26 protein-coding genes, 1 pseudogene and 1 riboswitch are annotated in these 24,193 nt (G+C 45.6%); of the genes and pseudogenes, 15 read left to right on the forward strand and 12 right to left on the reverse strand.

The window, feature by feature from the left end; all coding sequences use genetic code 11:
* Positions 1-27 precede the first annotated feature (27 nt).
* Positions 28-1,134, forward strand: a complete 1,107-nt coding sequence (locus M1J35_RS06990) for a glycosyltransferase family 2 protein (protein ID WP_254653182.1) — start codon at positions 28-30, stop codon at positions 1,132-1,134.
* A gap of 203 nt (positions 1,135-1,337) precedes the next feature.
* On the opposite strand, the gene M1J35_RS06995 is transcribed toward M1J35_RS06990, so the two are convergent.
* On the reverse strand, positions 1,338-1,787 hold the full coding sequence (locus M1J35_RS06995; protein ID WP_254653183.1) for a hypothetical protein: 450 nt from the start codon (positions 1,785-1,787) through the stop codon (positions 1,338-1,340).
* A gap of 287 nt (positions 1,788-2,074) precedes the next feature.
* On the opposite strand from M1J35_RS06995, the gene M1J35_RS07000 reads away from it, so the two are divergent.
* The 3 genes from M1J35_RS07000 (at position 2,075) to M1J35_RS07020 (ending at position 7,940) form a co-directional block, all read left to right on the forward strand.
* Complete coding sequence (locus M1J35_RS07000) at positions 2,075-2,782, forward strand: polysaccharide deacetylase family protein (RefSeq protein WP_254653184.1); 708 nt, start codon at positions 2,075-2,077, stop codon at positions 2,780-2,782.
* A gap of 424 nt (positions 2,783-3,206) precedes the next feature.
* The gene (locus tag M1J35_RS22750; RefSeq protein ID WP_305882335.1) at positions 3,207-7,265 is read left to right on the forward strand and encodes a S8 family serine peptidase; all 4,059 of its coding nucleotides are present in this window, start codon (positions 3,207-3,209) and stop codon (positions 7,263-7,265) included.
* Positions 7,266-7,487: 222 nt separating this feature from the next.
* Entirely contained in the window at positions 7,488-7,940 is a 453-nt protein-coding gene (locus M1J35_RS07020) for a GNAT family N-acetyltransferase (RefSeq protein WP_254653185.1), read from the forward strand.
* A gap of 76 nt (positions 7,941-8,016) precedes the next feature.
* On the opposite strand, the gene M1J35_RS07025 is transcribed toward M1J35_RS07020, so the two are convergent.
* Complete coding sequence (locus M1J35_RS07025; protein ID WP_254653186.1) at positions 8,017-8,853, reverse strand: STAS domain-containing protein; 837 nt, start codon at positions 8,851-8,853, stop codon at positions 8,017-8,019.
* Positions 8,854-9,284: 431 nt separating this feature from the next.
* Here M1J35_RS07025 and M1J35_RS07030 point away from each other — a divergent pair, with 431 nt between their 5' ends.
* Both M1J35_RS07030 and add read left to right on the forward strand, forming a co-directional pair.
* Positions 9,285-10,268 carry an NADPH:quinone reductase gene (locus M1J35_RS07030; RefSeq protein ID WP_254653187.1) on the forward strand — a complete coding sequence of 328 codons (984 nt, stop codon included), beginning with the start codon at positions 9,285-9,287 and terminating at the stop codon, positions 10,266-10,268.
* Between the two features lie 100 nt (positions 10,269-10,368).
* Positions 10,369-10,468, forward strand: a riboswitch (purine riboswitch).
* Positions 10,469-10,521: 53 nt separating this feature from the next.
* Positions 10,522-11,514: an adenosine deaminase gene (gene add / locus M1J35_RS07035; protein WP_254653188.1), complete on the forward strand. Its 993-nt coding sequence runs from the start codon at positions 10,522-10,524 to the stop codon at positions 11,512-11,514.
* A 79-nt stretch (positions 11,515-11,593) separates the two neighbouring features.
* Here the strand turns inward: add and M1J35_RS07040 are convergent, their stop codons facing one another.
* Entirely contained in the window at positions 11,594-11,776 is a 183-nt protein-coding gene (locus tag M1J35_RS07040) for a CsbD family protein (RefSeq protein ID WP_159361406.1), read from the reverse strand.
* Between the two features lie 268 nt (positions 11,777-12,044).
* On the opposite strand from M1J35_RS07040, the gene M1J35_RS07045 reads away from it, so the two are divergent.
* Together M1J35_RS07045 and M1J35_RS07050 are read left to right on the forward strand one after the other, a co-directional pair.
* Positions 12,045-12,386: a PadR family transcriptional regulator gene (locus M1J35_RS07045; RefSeq protein WP_034761903.1), complete on the forward strand. Its 342-nt coding sequence runs from the start codon at positions 12,045-12,047 to the stop codon at positions 12,384-12,386.
* Positions 12,383-13,396 (forward strand): HAAS signaling domain-containing protein, encoded by a 1,014-nt coding sequence (locus M1J35_RS07050; protein ID WP_254653189.1) that lies wholly within the window; start codon positions 12,383-12,385, stop codon positions 13,394-13,396. The genes M1J35_RS07045 and M1J35_RS07050 overlap by 4 nt, the downstream gene beginning before the upstream one ends.
* Before the next feature lie 35 nt (positions 13,397-13,431).
* On the opposite strand, the gene M1J35_RS07055 is transcribed toward M1J35_RS07050, so the two are convergent.
* The gene (locus M1J35_RS07055; protein ID WP_254653190.1) at positions 13,432-13,794 is read right to left on the reverse strand and encodes a VOC family protein; all 363 of its coding nucleotides are present in this window, start codon (positions 13,792-13,794) and stop codon (positions 13,432-13,434) included.
* A 205-nt stretch (positions 13,795-13,999) separates the two neighbouring features.
* Between M1J35_RS07055 and M1J35_RS07060 the strand changes: the two genes are divergently transcribed.
* Entirely contained in the window at positions 14,000-14,404 is a 405-nt protein-coding gene (locus M1J35_RS07060; protein WP_254653191.1) for a DUF4181 domain-containing protein, read from the forward strand.
* An 81-nt stretch (positions 14,405-14,485) separates the two neighbouring features.
* The gene (locus M1J35_RS07065) at positions 14,486-14,896 is read left to right on the forward strand and encodes a DUF4181 domain-containing protein (protein ID WP_254653192.1); all 411 of its coding nucleotides are present in this window, start codon (positions 14,486-14,488) and stop codon (positions 14,894-14,896) included.
* Positions 14,897-14,969: 73 nt separating this feature from the next.
* On the opposite strand, the gene M1J35_RS22685 is transcribed toward M1J35_RS07065, so the two are convergent.
* Entirely contained in the window at positions 14,970-15,104 is a 135-nt protein-coding gene (locus tag M1J35_RS22685; RefSeq protein WP_256503990.1) for a hypothetical protein, read from the reverse strand.
* 259 nt (positions 15,105-15,363) lie between these two features.
* On the opposite strand from M1J35_RS22685, the gene M1J35_RS07070 reads away from it, so the two are divergent.
* Positions 15,364-15,882: an SRPBCC domain-containing protein gene (locus tag M1J35_RS07070; protein WP_254653193.1), complete on the forward strand. Its 519-nt coding sequence runs from the start codon at positions 15,364-15,366 to the stop codon at positions 15,880-15,882.
* Between the two features lie 29 nt (positions 15,883-15,911).
* Positions 15,912-16,292 (forward strand): VOC family protein, encoded by a 381-nt coding sequence (locus M1J35_RS07075; RefSeq protein WP_159361412.1) that lies wholly within the window; start codon positions 15,912-15,914, stop codon positions 16,290-16,292.
* An 82-nt stretch (positions 16,293-16,374) separates the two neighbouring features.
* Here the strand turns inward: M1J35_RS07075 and M1J35_RS07080 are convergent, their stop codons facing one another.
* Positions 16,375-16,617 carry a hypothetical protein gene (locus M1J35_RS07080; protein ID WP_254653194.1) on the reverse strand — a complete coding sequence of 81 codons (243 nt, stop codon included), beginning with the start codon at positions 16,615-16,617 and terminating at the stop codon, positions 16,375-16,377.
* A gap of 71 nt (positions 16,618-16,688) precedes the next feature.
* The gene (locus tag M1J35_RS07085) at positions 16,689-17,312 is read right to left on the reverse strand and encodes an HNH endonuclease family protein (protein WP_254653195.1); all 624 of its coding nucleotides are present in this window, start codon (positions 17,310-17,312) and stop codon (positions 16,689-16,691) included.
* A 342-nt stretch (positions 17,313-17,654) separates the two neighbouring features.
* On the opposite strand from M1J35_RS07085, the gene M1J35_RS07090 reads away from it, so the two are divergent.
* Positions 17,655-18,068 carry a hypothetical protein gene (locus M1J35_RS07090; RefSeq protein ID WP_254653196.1) on the forward strand — a complete coding sequence of 138 codons (414 nt, stop codon included), beginning with the start codon at positions 17,655-17,657 and terminating at the stop codon, positions 18,066-18,068.
* Entirely contained in the window at positions 18,065-18,571 is a 507-nt protein-coding gene (locus tag M1J35_RS07095; protein ID WP_254653197.1) for a GNAT family N-acetyltransferase, read from the forward strand. The genes M1J35_RS07090 and M1J35_RS07095 overlap by 4 nt, the downstream gene beginning before the upstream one ends.
* 65 nt (positions 18,572-18,636) lie before the next feature.
* Here M1J35_RS07095 and M1J35_RS07100 read toward each other — a convergent pair.
* The 3 genes and pseudogenes from M1J35_RS07100 to M1J35_RS07110 form a co-directional block, all read right to left on the reverse strand.
* Positions 18,637-19,127: pseudogene (locus tag M1J35_RS07100) on the reverse strand (GyrI-like domain-containing protein); the annotation flags it as partial.
* A 57-nt stretch (positions 19,128-19,184) separates the two neighbouring features.
* Positions 19,185-20,198 carry a hypothetical protein gene (locus M1J35_RS07105; RefSeq protein ID WP_254653198.1) on the reverse strand — a complete coding sequence of 338 codons (1,014 nt, stop codon included), beginning with the start codon at positions 20,196-20,198 and terminating at the stop codon, positions 19,185-19,187.
* Positions 20,191-21,075, reverse strand: coding sequence for an ABC transporter permease subunit (locus tag M1J35_RS07110; RefSeq protein WP_254653199.1), 885 nt, complete (start codon positions 21,073-21,075; stop codon positions 20,191-20,193). Before M1J35_RS07110 ends, M1J35_RS07105 begins: the two co-directional genes overlap by 8 nt.
* A gap of 115 nt (positions 21,076-21,190) precedes the next feature.
* On the opposite strand from M1J35_RS07110, the gene M1J35_RS07115 reads away from it, so the two are divergent.
* Positions 21,191-21,868: a hypothetical protein gene (locus M1J35_RS07115; RefSeq protein ID WP_254653200.1), complete on the forward strand. Its 678-nt coding sequence runs from the start codon at positions 21,191-21,193 to the stop codon at positions 21,866-21,868.
* Positions 21,869-21,909: 41 nt separating this feature from the next.
* Here M1J35_RS07115 and M1J35_RS07120 read toward each other — a convergent pair whose 3' ends face one another.
* Entirely contained in the window at positions 21,910-22,260 is a 351-nt protein-coding gene (locus M1J35_RS07120) for a potassium channel family protein (RefSeq protein ID WP_254653201.1), read from the reverse strand.
* A gap of 207 nt (positions 22,261-22,467) precedes the next feature.
* A complete protein-coding gene (locus M1J35_RS07125; RefSeq protein WP_254653202.1) occupies positions 22,468-24,120 on the reverse strand; it encodes an ABC transporter substrate-binding protein in 1,653 nt (550 codons plus the stop codon).
* Between the last annotated feature and the right edge of the window lie 73 nt (positions 24,121-24,193).

Consider the following 24,193-nt stretch of genomic DNA (forward strand, 5'->3'; position numbering starts at 1 on the left):
CACCCTTAGAGGAAGGAGGCAGGTTATATGACAGCTTCAGAAGTGATCAATCTCGTCTTGGGGGGCCTCGGGGTTGCGATTGCCATTATCCTGTTTTGGTCCTTGCCGGTCCCACGTTTCAAATCCAACAATACGGAGGGCCTGCCGTTTCTGTCCATCATTATCCCTGCCAGAAATGAAGAAGCGAGGATCACCCCGTTATTGCAGTCGTTGCAGGAGCAACGATTCAAGGGATTTGAGGTTTTGTTGGTGGATGACGATTCCTCGGATCGTACCGCGGCCATCGCGGAAAGCTACGGTGTCACGGTCCTCCAGAATAACGGGGCAGGGAAATCATCTGCCTGCTGGCGTGGTGCCAATGAGGCAAAAGGGAGCTGGCTGCTGTTCCTTGATGCCGATACCAGATTCATGAGTGTGGATGGACTACGTAATCTTCTTCATTACTATCAGGGAAAAGGCGCCAGGGGGATCCTTGCCTTGCAGCCCTATCATACAGTGGAGCGTGTGTATGAGCATCTCTCCATTGTCTTTAACATCATCGTGGTGGTGGGCATGAATCTTTTCACCATCTGGGGATCCCGCTTCAAAGCCGCCGGTTCGTTCGGTCCATGTATTCTATGTGATCGAGAAGATTACTTCTTATCCGGAGGGCATGAGAAAATCGAGGGGGCCATCATGGATGATCTGGCACTGGGGGAGGCCTTTCTTGAACAGAATCTTCCCGTTCGCTGCCTTGGCGGCAGAGGAATCATTTCGTTCCGCATGTATCCGGAAGGGGTGGGCAGCCTGATCGAAGGCTGGTGCAAAAGCTTTGCCGTTGGTTCCAAGTCCACTCATCCTGTGGTTATGCTGATGGTGATCCTCTGGATTACGGGAAGTTTAACCACCGCATCTTCATTGATTTCTTCGATTATTGTGGGAAATACCACCGCTATGATTGTCTATGGGGGATTGTATATCCTTTATGCTGTTCAAACAGCCTGGTTTTCCCGCAGGGTCGGGAATTTTAGATGGGGGTATTTCCCGTTTTATCCACTGTTCTTTTTGTTCTTTGCAGGGATTTTCATTTATTCTTTTGTCCGGGTGAATGTGTTTCATTCTGTGAGGTGGAAGGGGCGGAATATAAAGGTGTGAAAAAGGGTACTCTTCTAGTGTTTTGAAGGTAATGAGTCGTGAAAAAAGGGTGTCTGACCCCAGTAGGTCAGACACCCTTTTGCGGTTTGTGATGGAATGGTCTAACAAAAGAAAAATCGAAGAAATGGAGTGTGGATCATGGTGAGAGGGAACGAAGAGTGGATATAAGATAATCGTCATCACTTTATATGTAGTAATGAAGATTACCTTTCAGCTCGGTTCTCAAGAGTGAAAACCCGTTTATCAATATTAGTGATTCTGGTGTTCAGATAATGAAAGTCTGTTTCAGAACGTTGGCTGCCTACTTTTAACAAAGCAATGACATCTTCTGTCTGTGATGTTTCAATTCGATTGACTGTTTCTTTTATTTCTTTTACATCATTTCCTAACTCTTTCATATTACCCTCGAGTCCTTGCACTTTTTCGTCGAGTCCTTGCACTTTTCCATCGATGCCTTGCACTTTTCCATCGATGCCTTGCACTTTCCCATCGAGTCCTTGTACTTTTTCGTCGAGTCCTTGCACTTTCCCGTCGAGTCCTTGCAGTTTTCCATTGAGCCCTTCCATATTACGATTAAGCTCTTTCAAACTCTGGTCGAATTCCTTCATGTTCCGTTGAATATCGTATAACATGTTCACGATTTGCTTGTCCATTTTTTCACCTCCTTCTCACTATTATAGTATAAATGAAACGATGATACTACGATGATATTGTGTGAACGGAGATGCCAAGGAGACAGGTGCATTATTCCAGAAATCTTTGTTTCGAATAAGGTAGAATGAGATTCACTCCATGTTTTCAGAGTGGAACTTTTTGTAGCTATGATCTTGAAGTATGATAGAGGAGGGGACTCTAATGCTTCACCTTGGTCAAAAAGGAAGCAGGAGACCCGTCCCTATGCTTCTGCTTCATGAAAATTTTAAAGGAGTCAATACAACGGATGAAAAAGAAACTTATACTCATTCTAGCAGTCATTGCAATCATTTTTCTATTACTATTCGGCGCGTTTAAATTGATGAATGCAAGAACCTTTCAACTATTTGGAGGACTGACTAATAAAGTGGAAACCAATCAAAAAGTGGTGGCTCTAACGTTTGATGACGGCCCAACCAAGAATGTGGATGACATCATCGCATTGTTAAAAAAGTATGATATCAAAGCAACGTTCTTTCTGATCGGGAATGAAATGGAAGAGAATCCTGAAGAAGCGAAGAAACTGGTGGAAGAAGGTCATCAGATCGGAAATCATACGTATTCTCACCACCGGATGATTTTGAAATCACCTTCGTTCATTAAGGCGGAAATCGAAAAAACAGACGATCTCATTCGAGAAGCGGGCTATTCAGGAGAAATTGACTTTCGGCCGCCGAACGGAAAGAAGATAGTAGGGTTGCCCTATTATTTATCAAAGCATCATCGAGACACGATTATGTGGAACATCGAACCGGATACCTTCTATACGGACGCTGATGATAAGATTAAATATGTCAACGACCATGTTACACCGGGTTCGATCATTTTAATGCATGCCATGTATGATAAAACGGGTGAAGAGCTGAAGGCTCTTGAAGGGGTTATTCAGTCATTATCCGATGAAGGGTATTCATTTGTAACGGTGAATGAACTTCAGGAATTAAACGGTCAATAGTGTGCATGATGTGGGGGAGAATTCCGGTGAAGGAAATGTCTTCCATTCAGACGGTTATCATTTATGGTAGCCGTCTTTTTTTTGATTCGTCTAAAAGCACGTGGACGGTTCTGTTGCTTCCTTTTGAGTAGGAAAGGAAGAAAATGTTCCTCCTTGGGAAAGTGAAATGAGCTGATAGACCTGGTCTTTTTATCCTTAATATTCACTTTAAAAGGAAATTCCAGGGAGGATCGAAACATGGGCCAGTACTTGCGTATATTAGGCGAACAGTCTTGATTACAGCGCAGAGCTTTCATCCTGCTGCCTTTTTCTAACCTTTGAACTCAGATCTATCTACCTATAGGGCTTTCCCAATAGGTAACAGGCATGACCAATGCTATATTCGAAGTGTTAGAAAATTAAGACAAAGGGGATGGGAAAGGAAATGAAGGGAAAAAAAATGTTAGTGTATGCATTGGGGACAGGCCTATTGCTCGGTTCCGGGAATATTCCGGCACTGAATGTACTGGCAGAAAAACCAACTTCCATTGAATCCGTACTTGCCAACATGTCGCCACAGCAGCTGGAAAACTATAAGCAGCTTCAGTCAGTGGAGAAACAAGGTCTTTATTTAGATCGAACGGTTAACCTTAAGAGTGACAGCCCGGTGAAAGTCATCGTGCAGCTTGATCACCATCCTGAAAAGGTCGCTCAGTTGAAGGCGAAACTGGAAGGAAAGAACCTGGACTCTGGTGAAGCAAAGGCACATGTAGAAAAGGATCAAAAAGACTTCAAAAATGAATTAGCTAAAATGTTCAAGGGTAAAAGTAATAACGGTTACAAGATAGGCCAGGTGTTTAAAAGCGCCATGAACGGTGTTTCCTTGGAACTTCCAGCTAATCGAATTGAAGAATTAATCAATCTGGATGTGGTAAGAGCGGTCTACAGCAACGTCGACGTTCAGATCGATCCACCGGTTCCTTCAGAGGAGCAATCTAACCCATCAGCGGAAGAGTATATGATGGAAAGCCTTCCTTACTTAGGAGTCGATAAGCTACATAATGAAGGGTTTACCGGCAAAGGAATCAAAGTGGGGGTCCTTGATACAGGGATTGATTATCACCATCCTGACCTGGATGAAGTCTATAAAGGCGGTTATGATTTCGTGGACAATGATGATGATCCTATGGAAGCAACGTATCAAGAATGGAAAGAGTCCGGTTTACCGGAATTTTCGAATGGCAATTCCTATTATACTGAACATGGGACTCATGTGGCCGGTACGGTTGCCGGTGAAGGGGATAATGAAAGCGAATATAGCATAAAAGGGGTGGCACCTGAAGCCGATCTATATAGCTACCGTGTCCTCGGGCCTTATGGAAGAGGGTCGAGTGAAGGGGTCATTGCAGGGATTGATCGTGCCGTTGCGGACGGAATGGATGTCATCAACCTTTCGCTTGGGGCAGGTGTAAATGATCCCCTGTATCCGACTTCTGTAGCGGTGAATAACGCTGTTCTCAGCGGTGTGACGGCTGTCGTTTCGGCTGGTAATAGCGGAAGTGAATCCTTTACATTAGGCTCACCTGGAACCGCTGCCCTTGCCTTAACGGTTGGTGCAAGTGATGTCCCGATTGATATCGCGACATTCAAAGGGCAATATGGATCAGAAAGCGTCAATCTTCGGCCGATGGCCAGAAATTATAGTGATCATCTCGAAGATTTAGAGGATAGTAGTATGCAACTTGTAGATGTGGGTCTTGCTGCCAGTAACAATGATTTTATCGGTAAGCCGGTAGCCGGGAATATCGCATTGATCAGCCGTGGTGACATATCCTTTGTTGATAAGATTAAAGCCGCAGCAGCCCATGGAGCTAAAGCCGTCATGATTTACAACAATAACGGGGAAGAAGGACATATCCCTCATTTCCTTGGAGAGGGAGTCGATTTCATTCCTACATTCTCTTTGACAAAGGCAGATGGAGAGGCGTTGAAGGCAAGCATCCAGGAAGGTGAAACCTTTACCTTTAGCGATATGCAAGCCATCACCACAGAGGGGGACCGCCTGGCCGATTTCAGTTCAAGGGGCCCATCCAGAATGAATTATGATATCAAACCTGAAATTGTTGCCCCTGGTGTGGGCGTGCTATCAACGGTTCCTTCCTATATCAACGATAAAGAAAATGGAACGTATGATTACGCCTATGCGAGGTTATCGGGAACTTCAATGGCATCCCCTCATGTAGCAGGGATGGCGGCCCTATTATTACAATCCAATCAAAACTTGGAACCGGCTGATGTGAAATCCATCTTCATGAACACCGCGGATTCTATGAACGGTGATTATAGTGTCTATGAAGTCGGCGCAGGCAGGGTGGACCCTTATGAAGCCATTCATTCAGATATGAATTTTCAGGTCATTGATGAGACAACCACCCTCATGAATGGAGAAGAAATGAGCATTGATGAGAAGACCGGTGGGATGAGCTTCGGATTTCAGTATATTGACAAGTCACTGAGAGATCAGCGTACGATTATGATCGAGAACTCCGGTGAAGAGACGAAAACGTTTACTGGAAGTATGGAGTTTACCAATCAGTCCCATGACGCTTCCAAAAACGGAATCCATCTATCTTTTGATGAAAAGGTTAAGGTCAAGGCCGGGATGAAAAAGAAAACGAACGTATTCCTAACTATCCCTAAGACAGCTGAAGAGGGGTACTATGAAGGATATATCCGTTATGTGAATGAGGAAGATCCTTCTGAAGAATATCAAATCCCATTTGGTATCCGAATTTCTGAAGAAGGATTTGAATCAGTCAGAGCTTTCAACTTCTCGACGAAAGAGAATAATCAATTCGGAGCTATATTCAATTACACTCCAATGGATTTCACGTTGAAGTCACCTATGGAACAGATCAGCGTCGTATTGGTCGATGGGAAGACGAATAAAGAAATGGGACTGGTCGGGGTCATGGATGCTTCAGGGATCAATGAGGGACAGAGAATCATCATTAACTCTGCCTTTGCAGGTTACTATTACCCTTATGAAGATAACCGTATCTCAGTCAACCCTGCATTGGCACCGGAAGGCCATTACAAGCTAAGATTAGTGGGGACGAACAGTGAAGGGAAAACGTTCACGAAAGAAACCGATACATTCATTGATAATACAGCCCCGGAGTTTTCAAGTACATTGCCGACCGGTGTGTATGAGTATAAGGAAGGACAAGAGACGGTCCCATTCTCCATGTCCCTTTTTGATAAGACCATTGAAGATATGAAGAAAGCGGGACTCGAAGCCTCCCAATCCAATAATTACATTGTCTATCATTATGGATCACCATTCCCAACAGGGGTATTAAATACTGATGGTGAAGGGAACCTCTCGGATGAAATCTTGATGAACCCGATCCTCAGCCGGTATCCTGTTGGGTTCTTTGCACACGATTCCGCCGGAAACTTCGCACAGGGTGGACCAATTGTCAATAGCTTTGTAAAAGAAGGCACACAATATGCCACGGCTTCGATGGATAAAAAAGAACTCATGGCAGGCGATAAGCTGACGATGACACTATCGTCTCATAATGTGAAGCAACTGAAAGAAGGATCTTTCTCAGTAGATTACGACAGCAATCAGCTTGAGTTGACGGACGTGAAGATCCACCCTGATTTCGTTAAGTATGGTGATTCTGACATTACGTATGAGGACAAGGGGAAAAGCAGCTCTACAAGACACCTGGATGTTCATCTGAATGTGGAGAATCCGGAAGTGGAAGTAAATGGAGACATTCCGATGGCAGAAGTGACGTTTGAAGCGAAGGATGCTAAATTTTACAGAATGAACTATGTAACGGCGCCGACCTTCTCAAGCAAGTATACAGACATAAACGGTCAAACGACTAACTTAAAAGGATATTTTGAAGGGCAATATCCGGAACTGCTGCGCGGCTATTCAGAGATAAGAGGGGACATTAAGGCTCAAGGATTCTTTGGTACCGACGGAGTATATGACAATAATATTGACTATTCAAACGCTCCCGTTTCCATCAAGGTGACCGATTGGGAAGGCAACGTACATGACGGGGAAATGGTCCGCAACAATGACTTTATAGCGAAACTCCCAGTGACCGATAAACCTTTCGAGATGGAAGTGACGATTCCTGGACACTTCCCGGTCAAATCCACGTTCACGATTTTTGATCAACGTGAAGATAAGATTGTCGGCACATGGCATGGTCTTCCTCTGCGCGCACAGGATGCCGGGGACATCAACCAGGACAGTGTCATTGATATCATGGATGCGATCGAGATGAAAAACAGCTGGGGAACAGATGACCCACATTCGGACCTGAATTTCGACGGAACCGTTGATGCGAAGGACTTCGAGTTAGTCGAATACAACTTCCTTGAAGCAGATCCTGGTGTTGATTCTGCCCCGAAACCAGTGGAGAAATATAAAGGAAAGACCTTGGAAGATATTAAAAATGAATTAGGCATTGAATAGAAAGAGGATGGAGACAAAGGCATGAGCTGCCTTTGTCTTTTTTTATTTGATGCTTTAGTGGAGGTATACAGAAGAGCCACAGTAGAGGGACCCCATATCCTTTGAAAAACTGCTATAATAATCTCATTGATCATGTATGTCAGTACGACTGAGTAATGGAGAAACAGGCCAGGGTATCTGTCCCTGTAGCTTTTTAAATAATAATAGAGGTGACCCCATATTATGAGCTGGAAGGTAAAGAGCTTCAATGAACTATCAACCCACGATCTATACGGGATTTTACAAGTAAGGACCCAGGTGTTTGTCGTGGAACAGGAATGTGCCTACCTGGAAGTCGATGGGAAGGATCTGCACGCCCATCATCTTTATAAGGAAGAAAACGGGAAGGTGGTTGCCTATGCACGGCTCCTACCTGCGGGTGTTTCCTACAACGAACCGTCCATCGGGAGGGTCCTCGTGAAGGAAGCCTATCGTCGGAAAGGGTTCGCAAGCGAGCTGGTGAAAAGAGGATTGGCCTTCATTCATGATGAGTGGGGGGACCAACCGGTGAAGATTCAGGCACAGGAATATTTGCGGGAGTTCTATGGGTCATTTGGATTCAAGGCGATAACGGAGACCTATCTGGATGATGGGATTCCCCACATCGATATGATTTTGCAGAATCCTACCAGTTAAAAACATGCCAAACAAGCCACGGGGACAGGTCCCGTGGCTTGTTTAAGTTGCCGATATGGAAGCATGAGAACCGTCCCTATGCTTCTATTCTTTTAAAAATTAATTTCTCCAATGCGATATGAAGGCTGGAGGTTACGGCGATGTTGGAGGAGTCGATTCCAAGGTGGGTCATGGTCTGGGCGATTTCAGGTCTGATTCCGGAGAGGATGGTTCTGATTCCGATCAGGGATAGGGCATCCACTACCTTGAAGATGCGGTCTGCTACCATCGTATCGATGATCGGAACGCCGGATAGGTCAATCACCATGTATTCCAGGGATAATTCGTTCCCTTTTGAAAGTGCTTTATCCATCAGTTCTTGAGCTCTTTCGGTGTCTATGTCACCGATTAAAGGGAGAACTCCCACTTTCTTCGTGATTTTGATCACCGGGATGGATAACTCCAAAGCTGTCGCTTCTGCCGCATTTATGCGGGTATAAAACCTTCTTGTATACGACATGGTCAGCCAATGTACGGCCCTGTCCACCACAGCATCAAAATCTGAGATCAGATCATAGAATTGATCAAATGATATATCAAATTTTGAGGCTTCCTCTTTTATGATTTGCCCGATCAAATTCCGGTAATCTCTCACTTCATCCAGGGCCACCTCCAAAGGAAGATTGAAGTTAACGAGTGTATCGACAGCTTCCGCCCCCCACTCCTTCAACTGTTCGAATGCCGTATCCAGGTCACTCTCAATCGATTTCGCATAAATGTCGATGATATCCTCACGCCAGCTATGAAGTTTGGATTTTATGTTAGGGTACTCGCTTAATCGTAAATTATCTTTTTGAACAATCAGTTCTTGCTTTTGGCTCAATACTTTTTCACAGATTGCTTTGGTATATGTTTGTCTGCCTTGATCGATCATGTACGTAACGCCTCTCCTTTTACTGTAGTTTCCAACTATATTTTAACATAATGGATGCTGAAGGTTGGAGTGGGAACGTTTGGGATGGGGAAGGGACCAGGTACGGAAGTTGGGTTGTTTGTAGGAATAGCAAAGAGATTCGTGAAGAAATGTGGCTGATTTGCCACTTTTCTTCGACCGTAGAGTGGGAACGGATCACACTCTGCTTTTTTTCTTTTGGAAGGGGAATAAAACCTTTCTGATGAGTTGGTGAGAATCGGGGTGTTTGTAATGGGGGATGTATAGGGAATGGTGAAACGTAGACACCGCTTTAGCACTTCTTTTTCACTAAAAAGGAAGCAGGAGAACCGTCCCCATGCTTCTAAAAAACCCTAACAATGGTGAAGCTAAAAGAATGATAAGCAGGTCAATGAAAAAGGAGGATGTTATGTATGAAAGCAGCGTGGTTCAGTGAGTTTGGTTCAGCATCGGAGGTTCTTCAAGTAGGGGAGGTTGAGAAGCCTGTCCCTTCACATGGGGAGGTCCTGATCCGTATGTATACGTCGGGTGTCAATCCTTCTGATACGAAGAAGCGTCTTGGCTCATTCCCGGATTTACTTGATCATGGTCCTGTCATCCCGAATAGTGACGGGGCGGGAATCATAGAAGCGGTTGGCGCGGGGGTTCCTCATTCACGCATCGGTGAACGGGTCTGGGTGTATCAGGCCCAATATGGACGTCTTCACGGTACGGCCGCTGAGTATGTATCCATTGAAAGTAACCGTGCCGTTCCTCTTCCTGAAAACACGAGCTTTGTGGAGGGGGCTTGTTTGGGGATTCCAGCCATGACCGCCCATCGGAGTGTGTTCTCTGACGGTCCAGTAGAGGGGCAATGGCTGTTGATCACAGGTGGTGCCGGAAGGGTTGGCCACTATGCGATTCAATGGGCAAAGCATGCAGGTGCAAAGGTGATTGCGACAGCGAGTAACGAGGAAGCGCGGAGGCACTGCGTAGAGGCGGGAGCGGATTATGTCGTCGATCATCGGAGTGACGAGATGGTCGAAGAAGTGCTGGAGATGACAGGTGGAGTCAAAGTGGACAGGGTGATCGACGTCGAATTTGGTGCGAATCTGCCAAGGGTACTGGAGCTGATCCGTATCGGGGGAGTGATTGCGACGTACTCGTCCACGGTTGTGACGGAACCCGTTTTGCCTTTCAGGGACATGATGTTCATGGACCTGACCCTTCGAATGATTATCGTATACGCCATGCCGGAAAGTGCGAAGCAGGCGGCGATCGAGGATATTACAAATGCCCTTGAGAATAATCGACTGCAGCATCGTATTGCCGAAACCTATCCCCTGGATGACATTGCAACGGCGAATCAGCAGATAGAAGATGGCGGCTTTTACGGGTGTGTGGTGGTGGAAGCATAGGGACGGTTCTGTTGCTTCCATTTTAATTAAAAAGGAAGTACGAGAACCGTCCCCATGCTTCCCTTGACTTTCTCCCCGAATTTTATTATCGTTATAAAAAACTAAATACGATTTTCACATTCGTATAACTCCAATAATATGGTTTGGAGGTCTCTACCAGGAACCAGAAAATCCTGATTACGAAGAAGGTACCGTTCGGTGTATTTTCTTCGTAATCAGGATTTTTTTTATAGAAAAATTGAGGAGGTCCACCATGAATTATTCAAAAATGCCTAAAATTGAACTGCACTGCCATCTTGATGGGAGCGTCAGACCCGAGACAATTATTGATTTAGCAAAAAAAGACGGGATCCATATCCCTTCATTTGATAGGGAAGAGATGAGAGGGGAACTCATTGCCCCATTGGACTGCGAATCATTAGATGATTACTTGGAGAAATTCTCGATTCCCAATGACGTGATGCAGTCGAAAGAAAATTTGAAGAGAATCACCTTTGAACTCTATGAAGATGCAGCGGGGGAAAACGTGAAATATATGGAAGTCCGGTTCGCCCCGTTGCTTCATACACAGAAGGGATTATCGGTGGAAGAGATCATCGGAAGTGTCATCGAAGGAATGAAAGAGGCGGAAGAGCAATTTGATATTAAAGGGAATATCATTCTGTGCTGTATGAGAACGATGTCTCCGGAAAGTGCCTTTGAGGTTGTGGAAAAGGGGAAGAACTTCCTCGGAAAAGGAGTCGTCGCCATTGATTTATGTGCGTCCGAAGAGGAAGGATTCTGCAGGGAATTCATTGAACCCATCTCCCTCGCCAGAGAATACGGCTACAGAGTCACCATCCACGCCGGTGAAACGGGAGTCGGAAGAAATGTTCTCGAGGCGGTTGAATGGCTCGGGGCCGAACGAATCGGGCACGGCGTTTACATAACAGATTGTCCCGAAGCCTATCAGGTTGTAAAAGAGAAGGGGATCGTCCTTGAAATCTGCCCGACGAGTAATGTCCAAACAAAAGCTGTGGAGGAGTTCCGCGATCATCCACTGTACGATTTTCACCGGGACGGCATCAAGATTACCATCAATACCGACAACAGAACGGTATCGGATACCACAATGACGAAGGAATGTGAACTCGTCTGGGGTGAATTTGCCTTGAATGAAGAGGATTATCGGGCGATTTATATGAACAGTGTCGAAGCTGCTTTTGCGAGTGATGAGGTGAAGGATGGGTTGAGGAGGTATTTGTAGAAAGCATGGGGACGGTTCTGTTGCTTCCGTTTGACAAGAAAGGAAGCACGAGAACCGTCCCCGTGCTTCCTAATTTCAGTTACCAATTCTTCTTGACAGTTTCCTTCACATCTCCAACTTTTTCTTGCATCTTCCCTTTATCCTTGTCGCGTTCGCCTTCTGCAATCATAGAATCGTCGTTTGTCAGTTTTCCTAAGCCTTTCTTCAAATCTCCTTTCACCTGTTTTTGCTTTCCACTTGTTTGATCATGATTTTCTCTCATTTTTCACTACCTCATTTCTATAGTTTTATTTCCTATTATTCAATATCCAATTGGAATGCAAATAAAACAAAAAGGGAGACGGGAAATAGTGGGAATTTGTAAATGACGAACGTTCTGCTGCTTCTTTTCTAACCGAAAGGAAGCACGAGAACCGTCCCCATGCTTCCTCAAAAAATGTCTTTCTTTTCTGCACGTCCATAGTGTATGATACATAGTATAAAGCATATAGTGTACGACACACAGTATTTATAATCTAAGAGGTGAACGTATGGATAAGTCACTGCTGACATCGTTGACGACGGAATTGCGGAGGGGGACTTTGACCCTGGCCGTATTGAGTCAATTGCGGACACCGCAATATGGATACTCACTCGTTCAATTATTGGAGAAAAGCGGAATTTCGATGGAGCAGAGTACACTCTATCCACTGCTGCGCCGTTTGGAGAAACAGGAACTGGTCACGAGCAGCTGGGACCGGACGGAAAGCAGGCCGAGGAGGTATTATGTGTTGAGCGAATACGGCATTGAGATCTTAGGACAGTTACAGACCGAATGGGAAAAGATGTCTGGGGAATTGGCCATTTTATTAAAGGGGGACGAGGAAGGATGAAGCTTGTTGAACTCTATATTCAAGAAGTGATGAGAAGGCTTCCGGAGAAGAACCGGGATGATATTGCCTTGGAATTGAAATCGACGATTGAAGACATGCTGCCGGACGATTACACAGAAGAGGATGTGAGAGAGGTCCTGACTTCACTTGGAAATCCGGCCGTATTGGCTTCGAATTATCAAGACAGGCCGATGCATCTGATCGGTCCGAGATATTATGATCTGTATATAACTCTATTAAAGATCATTCTCCCGCTTTCCGTTGCGATCACGTTCATCGTGTTGGCCGTTTCATCTGTTTTGAGCTATTCAGGGGAATCAAATCCCATCGAGGTGCTCTTGTCGATTGTAGGAAATGGGCTGGGCGAGGCCATCGGAACAGCCATGCAGGTCTTCTTTTGGGTGACCCTCACATTTGCCGTCATCGAGCGGACCGTTTCAACAGACAGTCAGACTCCCATCACCATGAAAGGGAAAGAGTGGACGCCTGATGACTTGAAAGACATCCCCTATATCCCGAAAGAAAAACGAATTTCCAAGTTTGAGATTTTCGGAGGCTTGGTTTGGACGATCATCTGGTCCACCTGTTACTTTAAAGCCTCAAGTATCGTCGGTATGTATGAAAAGAAGGACAGCGGAAGAGAATTCACTCCTTTTTTCAACGGTGATGTGCTCATTGGGTATTGGCCGTTGGTCGTATTCCTGATCGCCTTGGAACTTCATCTGCTCCTTAAAAAATGGAAAGCGGGGGTCTGGACCAGGAAGCTTGCGATCGTGAATGCAGTCTATCAGTTCATTCCCGTTCTAGCCTTTATGTTCATGTTCAGGAATACGGAGTTGCTGAATCCCGGATTCATCGATCGAATCCAGGAACTATTCAACGGCTCCTTCAACTTCCAGTGGCTCTATCTCACAATATCCGTTGCGCTACTAGTCGCAGCCGTGATCAACAGCTACGACGGATTTAAAAAAGCCTGGAAGCATGGGGACGGTTCTGCTGCTTCCATCTGATGTGAAAAAGAAGCACGAGAACCGTCCCCGTGCTTCTAAACCGCTTGAATCATTTCCACCCGATTTCCAAAAGGGTCCCTGAACTCAAATCGCTCAAATCCGGGGATCGGTATTCCTTCAAGGATTTGAATGTTATTTTTCTCTAGCACATTTCTCCAAGTGGAGATATCATCGACCTGATAAGCTAAGTGCGCTTTCGTTTTGGAACGGTCGACTCCATCTTCCGTGCCGACGTGAACATCTCGGTCTCCGACTTTTAACCAAAACCCGCCCCTACCTTTTAGTGAGGCGGGTTTTTCCATTTCAGGTAAGCCAAGAAGACCGCAATAGAAGTCTTTCCCTTCGTTCTCAGAACCTTTTGGAATCGTGATTTGGACGTGGTGTATACCAAGAATCATCGTATCTCCCCCTAATGTGAGTGGACAGCAAATAAAAAACAAATCTTAATTCCATCCTATTCCTCCCATTTCAATAAGTAAATGACGATTCCTTTATTATGTATGATAAGATTTACTTATTATGGATATATATGCTAATGAAGAAGGGGTTCATTGAAACCTTCATGATTTGAAAATCGTCAAATAGATGAACAGGGGGTGCCCAATGTTTTGGTTGAAGTTTGTCTTGATTGCGTTGGTCGTTTTTGCCCTTATCTCGTTTGTTAAATTTATTTTGCGAAGAACGTTGAAGATCGAGAAAGTAAAGAAAGAATTTTTTTCTAATAATTATATTGATGACTTGCATCGTAAAGTGGACAAATGGGTGAGGCGTTTGACCGGGCTCACTTTAGCTATACTCATATTGGTTCAGATTAACAATGAGGCCATTCATTATTTGTTGATAGTGGGATTGATTTTCACCTCCCTGCTGGACTATGGTGTGAAAGCATTCTTTGAGTATAGATACAGTGAAGTCCCGAAGCAGGCGATCTTAACGGTAACAGAATGGTTTCTGGTGATGACAGCTGTAGTGGTTGTGTTGCAGTTGGGGGTCCTGGGTTCATTTTAAGAAGCAGGGGGACGGTTCTGCTGCTTCCTTTTCTGCAGTGGACATATCCCTAAAAATCTTTTTTCGGAAAGGAGGAGGAGGATGGAACTCTTCTTCTTAAAAATCATGCTCATCTTGATGATCTACCTTTTGCTGATGTACACATTCCACCGAGGGATAAGCAGCTGGCTCGGTGTGGGTAAACGGAAAATATTTTCCCATGATATCATTAATGAACACCATGAAAAAGCGGATACATTACACAGGAAAATCATGATAGTCGCCTTGTTCTCGTGTCTCATTATAGATGTCATTTTTGATTCTGAGCACTGGTATCAGAATCCTTACTCGTACATGATGCTCCTTCTCATCAGCGGTTCACTCCTGAAAGCCTACATGGAATGGAAGTATGTTGAGAATAAACGTGAATGTACCTATACAATATTGGAAACGAGTTTCGGATATGGTCTATTAATCTTGTTATTAACAGTGGGAATTGAATTGGTATTTTAAACAAAAGCATGGGGACGGTTCTTCTGCTTCTATTTTTACCGAAAAGGAAGCACGAGAACCGTCCCTTTGCTTCCTAAAGATTATCTGTACTAATCCTTGGGGCATCGGATTGTAGAGAGGCTGCCGCTTTGGCGTTATCGTTGTATCGGTCCTGTTTCTTTTCGGATGTGCTGTATTCTTTGGGTGTTTTCTTTTTGTCGTTCATCATTTCACCTCCTATGGATATTATGCTCCATTTTCACTGGGAAAATGAATGTGGGAATGCGGGATGGTGGTGCATCCTTGGGGAAGGTTCTGCTGCTTCTTTTTTTACCGAAAAGGAAGCACGAGAACCGTCCCTTTGCTTCTCCAGAAGGAATTAAGGTTTTTCTGAAGAATACTACAAAGAGCTGCTTTTTTTTGCAGAGATGCCATCATGTCATTACATACGTATTTTCAACTCATTTAGGACCTGAGGAGGAACCGACATGTCCAACAGTAATCAAATGCTTTCTAGAGTGGAGGATGACCGGGTACTTGTGCTGGAGAGGATCTTCGATGCACCGCGTGACCTGGTATTCAGTATGTTCAAAGAGCCCGAGCATCTTCAAAACTGGTGGGGACCAAGAGGCTGGGAGCTTCCTGTGTGCCATATGGATTTCCGGCCGGGCGGAGTGTGGCATTACTGCATGAAGTGCGCGGACCGGGGTCAGGGACAATTCTTCGGGATGGAATCCTGGGGAAAAGGGATGTATAAAGAAATCATTGAACCGGAGAAGATCGTCTATGTCGATGTGTTCTCGGATGCGGAAGGTCAGACGAACGAAGACATGCCGTCAACGGAAGTGACGTTGGAGTTCATTGAAATGGACGGTAAGACGAAGTTGGTCAATCGTTCTGTATACTCTTCGGCAGAAGCCCTCAAGACCGTCCTGGATATGGGAATGGAACAAGGAATCACTGAAACGTGGGATCGTCTGGAAGAAGCTATGCAAAAGCTGAATTAATACATGATTTTTTGAGGAGTGGAGAATTCATGATCACGAAAGTCGGTCAAATTATGTTGTATGTGGATAACCAGGATGAGGCAGTCCATTTTTGGACGGAAAACGTAGGGTTTACAGTAAAGGCTGAGGAAGATAACGGTCAGGGAATGCGATGGATTGAAGTGGCTCCAACCAAGGAGTCTGAAACAAGCATCATTCTTCATAATAAAGAATTCGTAGCAAAAATGTCACCAGGTGTAAATCTGGGTACTCCTTCTTTAATGTTTTTCACCGATCGATTTGATGAACTCTATACCGGTTTATCCAATAAAAAGGTCAAAGTAGGCGAAATCGTTGAGATGCCTGGGGGCAGAGTATTCAACTTTGCAGACCATGAAGAAAATTATTTTGCGGTGATGGAGAAGAAGTAAGTTAGTATGCCAAGGGGACAAGTACCGTGGCTCTCTTGCCCGAATGGGAGAAGAGGCGGAGGGACCTGTCCCCTTGGTTTTTTTATGGTCTTTCCAACACAGTAGCAAGCATGTTATGCACGACCTCATGATCCCGTACATCATGCAAGCGATACTCCTCACCGGGCAATGAATACCACTCCTCAGCTCCCACGTAGGTGATCGATAGCGTAAGGGCACCATCCTCGTCACACGTCGTGACCAGTTCAAGTTCTCCACTGATCACCCCGACTTCAGACGTCATGACCCCGTGGGTGGCTGTAAAAACAGTTGATTTCTTTTCCATATGCAGGCCTCCATTTCTGGGTTTGAATTTCAAAAAGGAAGCACGAGAACCGTCCCCGTGCTTCCCAAAAATCAATACACGCAGCTGTTTAGCATGCCTTGAAGGGCGGTCTTTTCTGAAGATTGCAGGCTCAATCCCCATTTGTATTTGGTGCTGATCCACCATTTGGAGTAACCGCATGCTGCTGCGGTCCGCGGTGGCTGCCATGTGGATGGATCCTGGTCGCCTTTGGAGCGGTTGGAGCTTGCGCTGACGGCGATCAGCTGGGGACCATTCAGGTCATTGGCGAAGTCTTCACGCTTAGCCGTCGTCCAGCTACTGGCTCCAGAGCGCCATGCTTCTGCAAGGGGAACAACGTGATCGATATCAAGGTCGGACGGATCAGTGAACGTGACCCCGTCGTAATAACTGTACCATGATCCGGATGTTACAGGGCAGCTGCCGCTGTAGCTGTCGGCGTCACGTTGCAAGACGAGTTGGCGCGTGTCACATCCGTTCCCTTGGCCGATCCAATGGGGAAACTTATCACGGGAATAGCCGGTCATGGAGCTTTCCGATTTGACAGTCAACGCGTTCAACTGAGATTGGGCCGTGGACTTGGACGGTGTGCCGGGCGGGAATGCCAGGGCAGACGGCAGGAATAAAGCGAACGAGAGAAACAAGGCAACGACAAACATCAATGAGTTCTTTAGCATGGGGATGCCTCCTATATGTATTTTTTTATATCAACATGTCATTCCCTAAAGAGAATGGGATGTTAATAGAGAAACAGCGCAGGCAGTGAGACATGAATTTTTTAGAGGAAATAGCATAAGGTGTGTTCGCTTCTACTTGAAATGATAGGGGATGGAATAAGCTTCTCACAAGTTAATATTTTGTAAATCAGGGGGCTTTTAGAAAGATGGATCTTTATGCCTGTACCTTCAGAATCATATGGTCACCAGGTGTGAGAGATTAGTGTGACGTAATGACTACATGGAGAAATGTGTGGATATGACAGAGTGAGTTTGAAATAATTGGATAAAGGGAGGGGGACAATGAAAAAAAACATACTGACTGTCCTGTTTGTCATTGCATTTGGATGGATAAGTTATTCCGTGTTATACAACGGTTTTTCCGGCGTGAAAAGCATGACCATACAAGAATACGATAGAACATTTGACGATGCTGAAAAGGTTACCGACCATGAAGTCATCTCAACCGTCACAGGAATCCTTAATCGATCGAATAAAATAACCGATGTGCATTATAAACTGGCCGTAGAGCCTACATACAAAATTCAATTGGAATATCAAGAGACGGAGGAAGTGTTATACCTTCACGAAGGCTTCGATACAAATGAAACGTTGATTTCGAGTGATCGTAGTGAACATTATTACAAAATCAATCAGAAGCAGACCGATACAATTGTTCAGCTATTATTGACACAGAAATTGGAGGATGGATCATGATACATATTCAGAAAGCAAACGAGGGTCATGGGAAAGGGATAAAAAAAGTTTGTTCTGAGGGTTATTGGGCAACCTACCGCGATATTTATACGAAAGAATATATTGAAAGAGTGATAGAAGAATTTTATAACGAAGAGCGGATCCTTAAAGAAGTGACTACATCGGACCGGAATTGGGGAGGCTATTTTGTCGCGCTTGAAAACAGTGAGGTCATTGGTGCTGGCGGGGGCGGGATGATTAGTGAGAACGAGGGAGAGCTGTATGTCTTATACCTGGATCCGAACAGGCGCAATGAAGGGATCGGGACCCGATTGCTGGATGCCATCACCCAGCAGCAGAAGGAAGAATTCCATGCAGGGAAGCAGTGGGTGTCGGTTCAGAAAGGAAACCAGAAGGGAATCCCTTTTTACGAAGCGAAGGGGTTTGTATATGAGAGCGAACAGCCTGTTTATGGGAATGAGCAGGGGGAGTATCGTTCGTTGAGGTATTCACGTTTCATTTGAAGAAGTATGGGGACGATTCTTCTGCCAAAAAAGAAGCACGGGAACCGTCCCTGTGCTTCCCGTACTTACCTTGAAATAACCGGAACCCACAATTCATGCCGAGGTTTATGCCTCGGTCCATAATAACATTCAATACAAGGTAAATGTGCCAGTTCATACCCTGAGGTTGGGACCCATTCAGTATATAAACGTTTCCAGGCTTCTCGAACATTCGGAAAAACGGCCCACGTACTCGGTGGAATCACGAGCGCTTCCATTCCTTCACGAAGCTCCCCGTCATATCGCACCCCCATGAAATACGTGAATTCTTCCTCCATGATGGCCGCTTCCTTCCCGCAAACTCCTAATATGCCTTCCAAGGAGCACTTCGGCTTCTCCCACGACATATCGATTAATTCCTGCATGAAGCCTTCTTTCTTCGCTTTGCTCCAGAGGATCGGGATGATGTTAAAGGCTCGGTTGGTGTTAACGGATTCCCCTTTTCCTGCCAATCTGAGTTCAAAATCCAATTGCTCAATTCGATAGTCCATTTTTCAGTGTCTCCTTTACCGGAATGTAAAAAGATATGAGCCGGGAAGGAAGCACGAGAACCGTCCCCATGCTTCCCCATGCTTCACCCCTTAAACGTAAACAATTCCTCAGAACGAACTAGTGGTTCGTTTGATGTCTTCTCTTCTTTTACCTTCTTTTTAACTTTCACATCACTGTCAATCAGCGCCTTCTTTAATGTGGAGCTGATGGAATTAATCGATAGGATCAGGATCGAGAACAGGATCAACGGTACGACCACAAGCAGCGGATTCGTGAACACCTGTTGGATGTTCATGCTGATGGTGGCAGCCCATTCGTTTGTTTCTGAAAAATAAACCGGGTTGCTCGGTTCAAAGGGACCGATGGCGAATTCAGCTACCTTCATGCCGCCAAGGGCCATCAGGATGATGCCTAGTTGAATGAGCAGGGAAAGGGCCTGTGACACCTGTTCGGAAAATAATACAATCGATTGACGCAGAAATTGGGGCAGCAGATGTTTGCGAATGAGATGAAAGCGGCTTGCTCCCATGGTTTTCGACACGTCGACAAATTCCTGCTTCATAAAGAGCTTCATTTCCTCTCCCAGATAGATTCCGAGAGAAGGAATGGTGATAGCGGCAATCCCCACAAGCTGGATGAAGAAATATCGGCCGGATGGGAGGGCGTCTCCCTGGAAAGCACCCTCCAGTGGGGCCAACAGTCCGAACACGACAATGGCAAGGGGGAGATATTGAAACGCCTCACCCAATCCTTTCAATGTCCGGGTGAAAGCTCCTGGTAGAAAGGTGTACAAAAGGGCGAAGCCAAAGCCGAATATCATCCGGAGGCCCGCGATGAACAGGGCTGCGAAGATGGTGAATTTCGCACCGGCAATGAGGAGGAAGAGAAAGTTCCGTCCCAGCCGGTCACTTCCGAGCGGCGGCATTTCTTCCGGTGTAAATGGTGGTGCAGCCGTCACCTTATTGTTTTCATCCATCAAGTATTGCGTGATTTTATCGTAATCAGGGTTCAAAACCGGAATCAAAAAGCTTGCCACAAGGAGGGCGGCGATGATCGACACCGGAAAGGCCAATCGTTTGACGAGCGTCTTAGACATTGTATTCTCCCCCTTTCAGCCATTTCTTCAACAGCAGTGAGCCGATTGTAAACACGACGTAGAACGGGACAAAAATTAGCAGCATCCCAATGAAAAAGGCCGGGGATGACGACGTGGCCGTTCTCAGCAGGACCGTCATGAAGCCTTTGATATTAAATAAGATCTCGATGACAAGCAGATTCGAAAGCATGAGCAGAAAGATCGGCTTCAAATGCAGGAAGAAGTGGATCCATACATTCCGGAATACATGGAACCAGATCGTATAACTCTTTTTGAACCCTTTGGAAAAGGAAAACTCTACGTATGGCTTACTTTCCTCTTCTTTTAACTGGAATAAGAATTGTTTGACTAAAAAGACGACGGGCAGAAACGAGAGGCAAATGACAGGCAACATATAAATCTTTTCTTCCCAGGTTGCGTAGATATCGAATAAGAGGAAGTCTGTTTTTTTGAACAGCCAGATGATGAACAGTTGGAACAACACGACGAGGAATACATCGGGAATTCCGTCGAGGATGTTGACGACTTTTTCTGAAGCCCGGAATAGCTTTCTCGGCAGTAGCATCATCAGGTAACTTGCGACAACTGAAATCAGGATGGCGACCAAAAAAGAGATGAACAATATGGTGAACGAATATGGGTAGGTAGTGAAAAAAATGTCGAACATGCCGTATTGTTTATTATCTGCTCCCCAGAGGACGACGATGGAGGAAGGTGAGGCGAGTTCCAGTATCGTCTGCCACAGGCGCAGGCCATATGCCCCCACATTGATGACAAGCTCTGTATCATAATCCAACAAGGCACTGATGCCGCTGAGTAAAAACAAACCGATGAACACAATGACAAAATGTAAGGGCGCGCGTACTACTTTATTCATAGAAACTCCCCTGCCTAACTTTAGGAAAACTTACAATTTTTACAATATACATGCTACAATAACGACATGCATTAGTAAACAAAATTCAGAAAATAATGTCGAAGGTGATAGATAAATGTGTCGAAAGATAGTTGTATTTGTTTTACTCCTTTCATCCTGTCTGTTCCTCTCAGCTTGTCGAGTGGTATTTAATCCATTCGCGCAGAACGCAGAGCAGAAGGAAGTTCAAAAAGAGTATCGGCAAAAAGCGGATGTGCAGGAGCAGGAGGAAGTCGTTGAGGAGGAGCCCGAAGAACCAGCGTTCAAGATTGATGCGACGCTTACATTGGATGGGGAGAATATGGTGATATCAGGGGAGACGGATCTTCCAGCAGATTCGATTTTAGGCATTTCGCTTATTCCTTATGAAGGAAGTGCGACGGTCGAAGAAATAGAGGATCAAAGCGCCAGGACCTTGTCAGAAGTGCCTCCTACTATTATTGGAGTCGGGACCTCTGTTGAAGAAGGCGGAAGTATTAAAACGAGAACGTACAAGCGACCGGATTTATCGACCCGTTACCGGTTTGAATTGACCTTTGAACCGGCCGGGCAGGAAGAAAAAATCAAGCAGCAATTAGTCGAACAAGCCGGCGCCCTGGATGAGCTGACCGGACTTCAGGTGTTAAAAGAAGCAGATCCCGATTCGTCCATGGTCCATGGAGATGACCCGGTGAAGGGATATATCCAAACCGTCAACATCATGAAAGCCGACGAAGAGAACGGGGACGGGGTGACATTGGAGTTTGAAAGGTAAGCAAGGGGACGGTTCTCGTGCTTCCAAATAAAAAAGGAATGCTATTCACTCTCAGCATTCCTTTTTTGTTTCTCCGGCTTCTGAATTATCGCATACGCCACATACCCGATCATTCCAATGAAGACCCCGTTGCCGCCAAAGATATAGATCATCGTGAATATCTTACCGAAAGTCGTTTGGGGTTCAAAGGTGGGATGGCCGATCGTGCTTAACGTGACTACGCAAAAATAAAGGGCGTCGACGACCGACAGGCCTTCCTGCTTCACATAGAAAATGGTGCCTGAGAATAACATGACCAGGACCATGGTGAAGAGTACCTGGAAGTTTTTTAGTTTAAAAGCCTGCCATAGGGCTTTGAGCAGTCGTTTTAATGTGAGGAAGAATGAAATCATGGTTGTAAGGGACTCCTTTGATCGTCTGTGTTTTTGATAGCATAACAGATGGGAGGTAGGTTGAGAAGAGTCTCTTGAACGGGGCTGATTCGGAGAGATTCGACTGGTAATGAAAAGGCGGATCGATAAGTCATCTCGATTCTCCCCGAAAAGGAAGCAGGAGAACCGTCCCCCTGCTTCCCCCCCTGCTTCCCCCCCTGCTTCCCTCTAAACTTCCGGCCGAACCCACAATTTTGCAAAGTCCACATATCCAAAATGCTTGGTTTCGATGTTCATAATGTCGGTGGAAAAAGGGATGTACCGCTTCTCATAATAAAGGGGGATCATGATCGATTCCTTCATGAGGCTATTTTCCAGATTCATATTTAGAGCGGTCCAGTCCTCAAAGGGCGTATGTTGATATGCGTCGAGAAGCTCCCTCCATAATCCTTCTTTTTCAAAAAGACCATCAAGAGGGGAATAGCCGTTTTTCAAAAAGTGATAAAACGAAAAATCCTGATTGGATTCAAAGATTTCCCCGTGAATGAACAGATCGACATGGAAGGTTTCCGGCTGCCGTGTCAGGGTATCGGCAAATGAAAACCACCGAACTTCAACGGGAATCTCTTCTTTTTCAAAGGTTTCTACGAGCCAATCGGTCGTTTTCGCCGTATGATTGGCAGAGCGGATCACGAGTGGTTCCGTAAAGTGGGGACGGTCCACTTCGGGGATTGTCATGCCCTGATCCTTCCCGACGAGAATGCTTTTCCCGTTCGGAGTCAGGCGTGGATCGAGGCCAGGGAGGGTGTGGCGGCTCTTCGCGATGACCCAGTGCAGATAATCCCGGACTTCTTTCCTTTGAATCTGGGAATCTCGTCCCGGAAGTGCATTCATGACGACGATGCCGAATCCTGAATCACTCTCAAACTCGACCGAACGGGACTGATTTTCTTCTATGTGAGAGTGATAGATTCCCCTGAAGTCCTTAGGCACCTGAACGAATTCGACCGTATCGAGAAGAGGCCTTTCCTGGAAATGCTCTTTGAAAGCGGTGAGGGTGGTCTTCGAATCGGTATTCTCTTCAAGGGAGAAGCAGCCTGTCCCCAAGGTCCGTCCCTTGTTTTCTTTATAAATGCTCGCACACATCATCGTGAGCATGGGGAGGATGTAGCTGCACCCCCTCGGGTGATGGATGTCGATGATGAGAGGGGTTTTTGCCTCGATCATGTCAACGGGTGCCCATAGTTCCCGATAGTGGGGACAGGTCCTGAGCTGTTCGAGGCAATGGGCGACATCTTTGCTTGTCAGGATGGAACCGTCGTGGAACCGGACATCCTTTTTTAGATAGAGCCGAAGTTTACTAGTGGACACGTCCCAGCTGTGTGCAAGTTCCGGCAGGATGTCCCCTTTTTCTGTGATGGAAACGAGTCGGTTGAAGACGTTTGCCACGAGGTGAGCACTCATGACGTCGGCCGCTTCCAACGGATGGATCGAAAAAAAGGGATAGCGCTTCGGGACGATCAGCTTATCTTTGGGCTCCTTCACAAATCCGAGCTTACTGTGGAAATGATTCATCAGCCTCATCTTGCTGTCGGTGGACCAATCGTACATGAGATACTTGCTGCTCTCGTCAATCGGGTCCTGCTCGATCCGCTTCACGACTTCTTCTTCGAACACTTCCTCCACATCTCTTTTCCATTTCAAAGCGGATACATTTCCACGCCCGCGCCCCGGAGTGAAAGCGATCCAGCCTTCTTCGTTCCATTTTTTCAAGTAGCGGGAGGTCTGTTTATGGCTTAATTGTAAGGTTTCAGAGATTTCCTCAACGCGGATGCTGCCTGAGGGATAGTACCTCCAAAGGGTGAGTAATTTGTTCTCCATATGCTTTTCCTCCTAAAAGGGGACATCAATTTGAAAAGTGTCTATTTTTATAATGTTCCGTCTAGTTTACTAT

The sequence above is a fragment of the Rossellomorea sp. KS-H15a genome (genome assembly GCF_024195245.1).
GTDB classification, from domain to species: Bacteria; Bacillota; Bacilli; order Bacillales; family Bacillaceae_B; genus Rossellomorea; species Rossellomorea vietnamensis.

Excerpts from the sequence above, each read along its gene's own strand:
- M1J35_RS06990 (WP_254653182.1), top strand. The coding sequence starts at position 28 with ATGACAGCTTCAGAAGTGATCAATCTCGTCTTGGGGGGCCTCGGGGTT.
- M1J35_RS06995 (WP_254653183.1), bottom strand. The coding sequence starts at position 1,787 with ATGGACAAGCAAATCGTGAACATGTTATACGATATTCAACGGAACATG.
- M1J35_RS07000 (WP_254653184.1), top strand. The coding sequence starts at position 2,075 with ATGAAAAAGAAACTTATACTCATTCTAGCAGTCATTGCAATCATTTTT.
- M1J35_RS22750 (WP_305882335.1), top strand. The coding sequence starts at position 3,207 with ATGAAGGGAAAAAAAATGTTAGTGTATGCATTGGGGACAGGCCTATTG.
- M1J35_RS07020 (WP_254653185.1), top strand. The coding sequence starts at position 7,488 with ATGAGCTGGAAGGTAAAGAGCTTCAATGAACTATCAACCCACGATCTA.
- M1J35_RS07025 (WP_254653186.1), bottom strand. The coding sequence starts at position 8,853 with ATGATCGATCAAGGCAGACAAACATATACCAAAGCAATCTGTGAAAAA.
- M1J35_RS07030 (WP_254653187.1), top strand. The coding sequence starts at position 9,285 with ATGAAAGCAGCGTGGTTCAGTGAGTTTGGTTCAGCATCGGAGGTTCTT.
- add (WP_254653188.1), top strand. The coding sequence starts at position 10,522 with ATGAATTATTCAAAAATGCCTAAAATTGAACTGCACTGCCATCTTGAT.
- M1J35_RS07040 (WP_159361406.1), bottom strand. The coding sequence starts at position 11,776 with ATGAGAGAAAATCATGATCAAACAAGTGGAAAGCAAAAACAGGTGAAA.
- M1J35_RS07045 (WP_034761903.1), top strand. The coding sequence starts at position 12,045 with ATGGATAAGTCACTGCTGACATCGTTGACGACGGAATTGCGGAGGGGG.
- M1J35_RS07050 (WP_254653189.1), top strand. The coding sequence starts at position 12,383 with ATGAAGCTTGTTGAACTCTATATTCAAGAAGTGATGAGAAGGCTTCCG.
- M1J35_RS07055 (WP_254653190.1), bottom strand. The coding sequence starts at position 13,794 with ATGATTCTTGGTATACACCACGTCCAAATCACGATTCCAAAAGGTTCT.
- M1J35_RS07060 (WP_254653191.1), top strand. The coding sequence starts at position 14,000 with ATGTTTTGGTTGAAGTTTGTCTTGATTGCGTTGGTCGTTTTTGCCCTT.
- M1J35_RS07065 (WP_254653192.1), top strand. The coding sequence starts at position 14,486 with ATGGAACTCTTCTTCTTAAAAATCATGCTCATCTTGATGATCTACCTT.
- M1J35_RS22685 (WP_256503990.1), bottom strand. The coding sequence starts at position 15,104 with ATGATGAACGACAAAAAGAAAACACCCAAAGAATACAGCACATCCGAA.
- M1J35_RS07070 (WP_254653193.1), top strand. The coding sequence starts at position 15,364 with ATGTCCAACAGTAATCAAATGCTTTCTAGAGTGGAGGATGACCGGGTA.
- M1J35_RS07075 (WP_159361412.1), top strand. The coding sequence starts at position 15,912 with ATGATCACGAAAGTCGGTCAAATTATGTTGTATGTGGATAACCAGGAT.
- M1J35_RS07080 (WP_254653194.1), bottom strand. The coding sequence starts at position 16,617 with ATGGAAAAGAAATCAACTGTTTTTACAGCCACCCACGGGGTCATGACG.
- M1J35_RS07085 (WP_254653195.1), bottom strand. The coding sequence starts at position 17,312 with ATGCTAAAGAACTCATTGATGTTTGTCGTTGCCTTGTTTCTCTCGTTC.
- M1J35_RS07090 (WP_254653196.1), top strand. The coding sequence starts at position 17,655 with ATGAAAAAAAACATACTGACTGTCCTGTTTGTCATTGCATTTGGATGG.
- M1J35_RS07095 (WP_254653197.1), top strand. The coding sequence starts at position 18,065 with ATGATACATATTCAGAAAGCAAACGAGGGTCATGGGAAAGGGATAAAA.
- M1J35_RS07105 (WP_254653198.1), bottom strand. The coding sequence starts at position 20,198 with ATGTCTAAGACGCTCGTCAAACGATTGGCCTTTCCGGTGTCGATCATC.
- M1J35_RS07110 (WP_254653199.1), bottom strand. The coding sequence starts at position 21,075 with ATGAATAAAGTAGTACGCGCGCCCTTACATTTTGTCATTGTGTTCATC.
- M1J35_RS07115 (WP_254653200.1), top strand. The coding sequence starts at position 21,191 with ATGTGTCGAAAGATAGTTGTATTTGTTTTACTCCTTTCATCCTGTCTG.
- M1J35_RS07120 (WP_254653201.1), bottom strand. The coding sequence starts at position 22,260 with ATGATTTCATTCTTCCTCACATTAAAACGACTGCTCAAAGCCCTATGG.
- M1J35_RS07125 (WP_254653202.1), bottom strand. The coding sequence starts at position 24,120 with ATGGAGAACAAATTACTCACCCTTTGGAGGTACTATCCCTCAGGCAGC.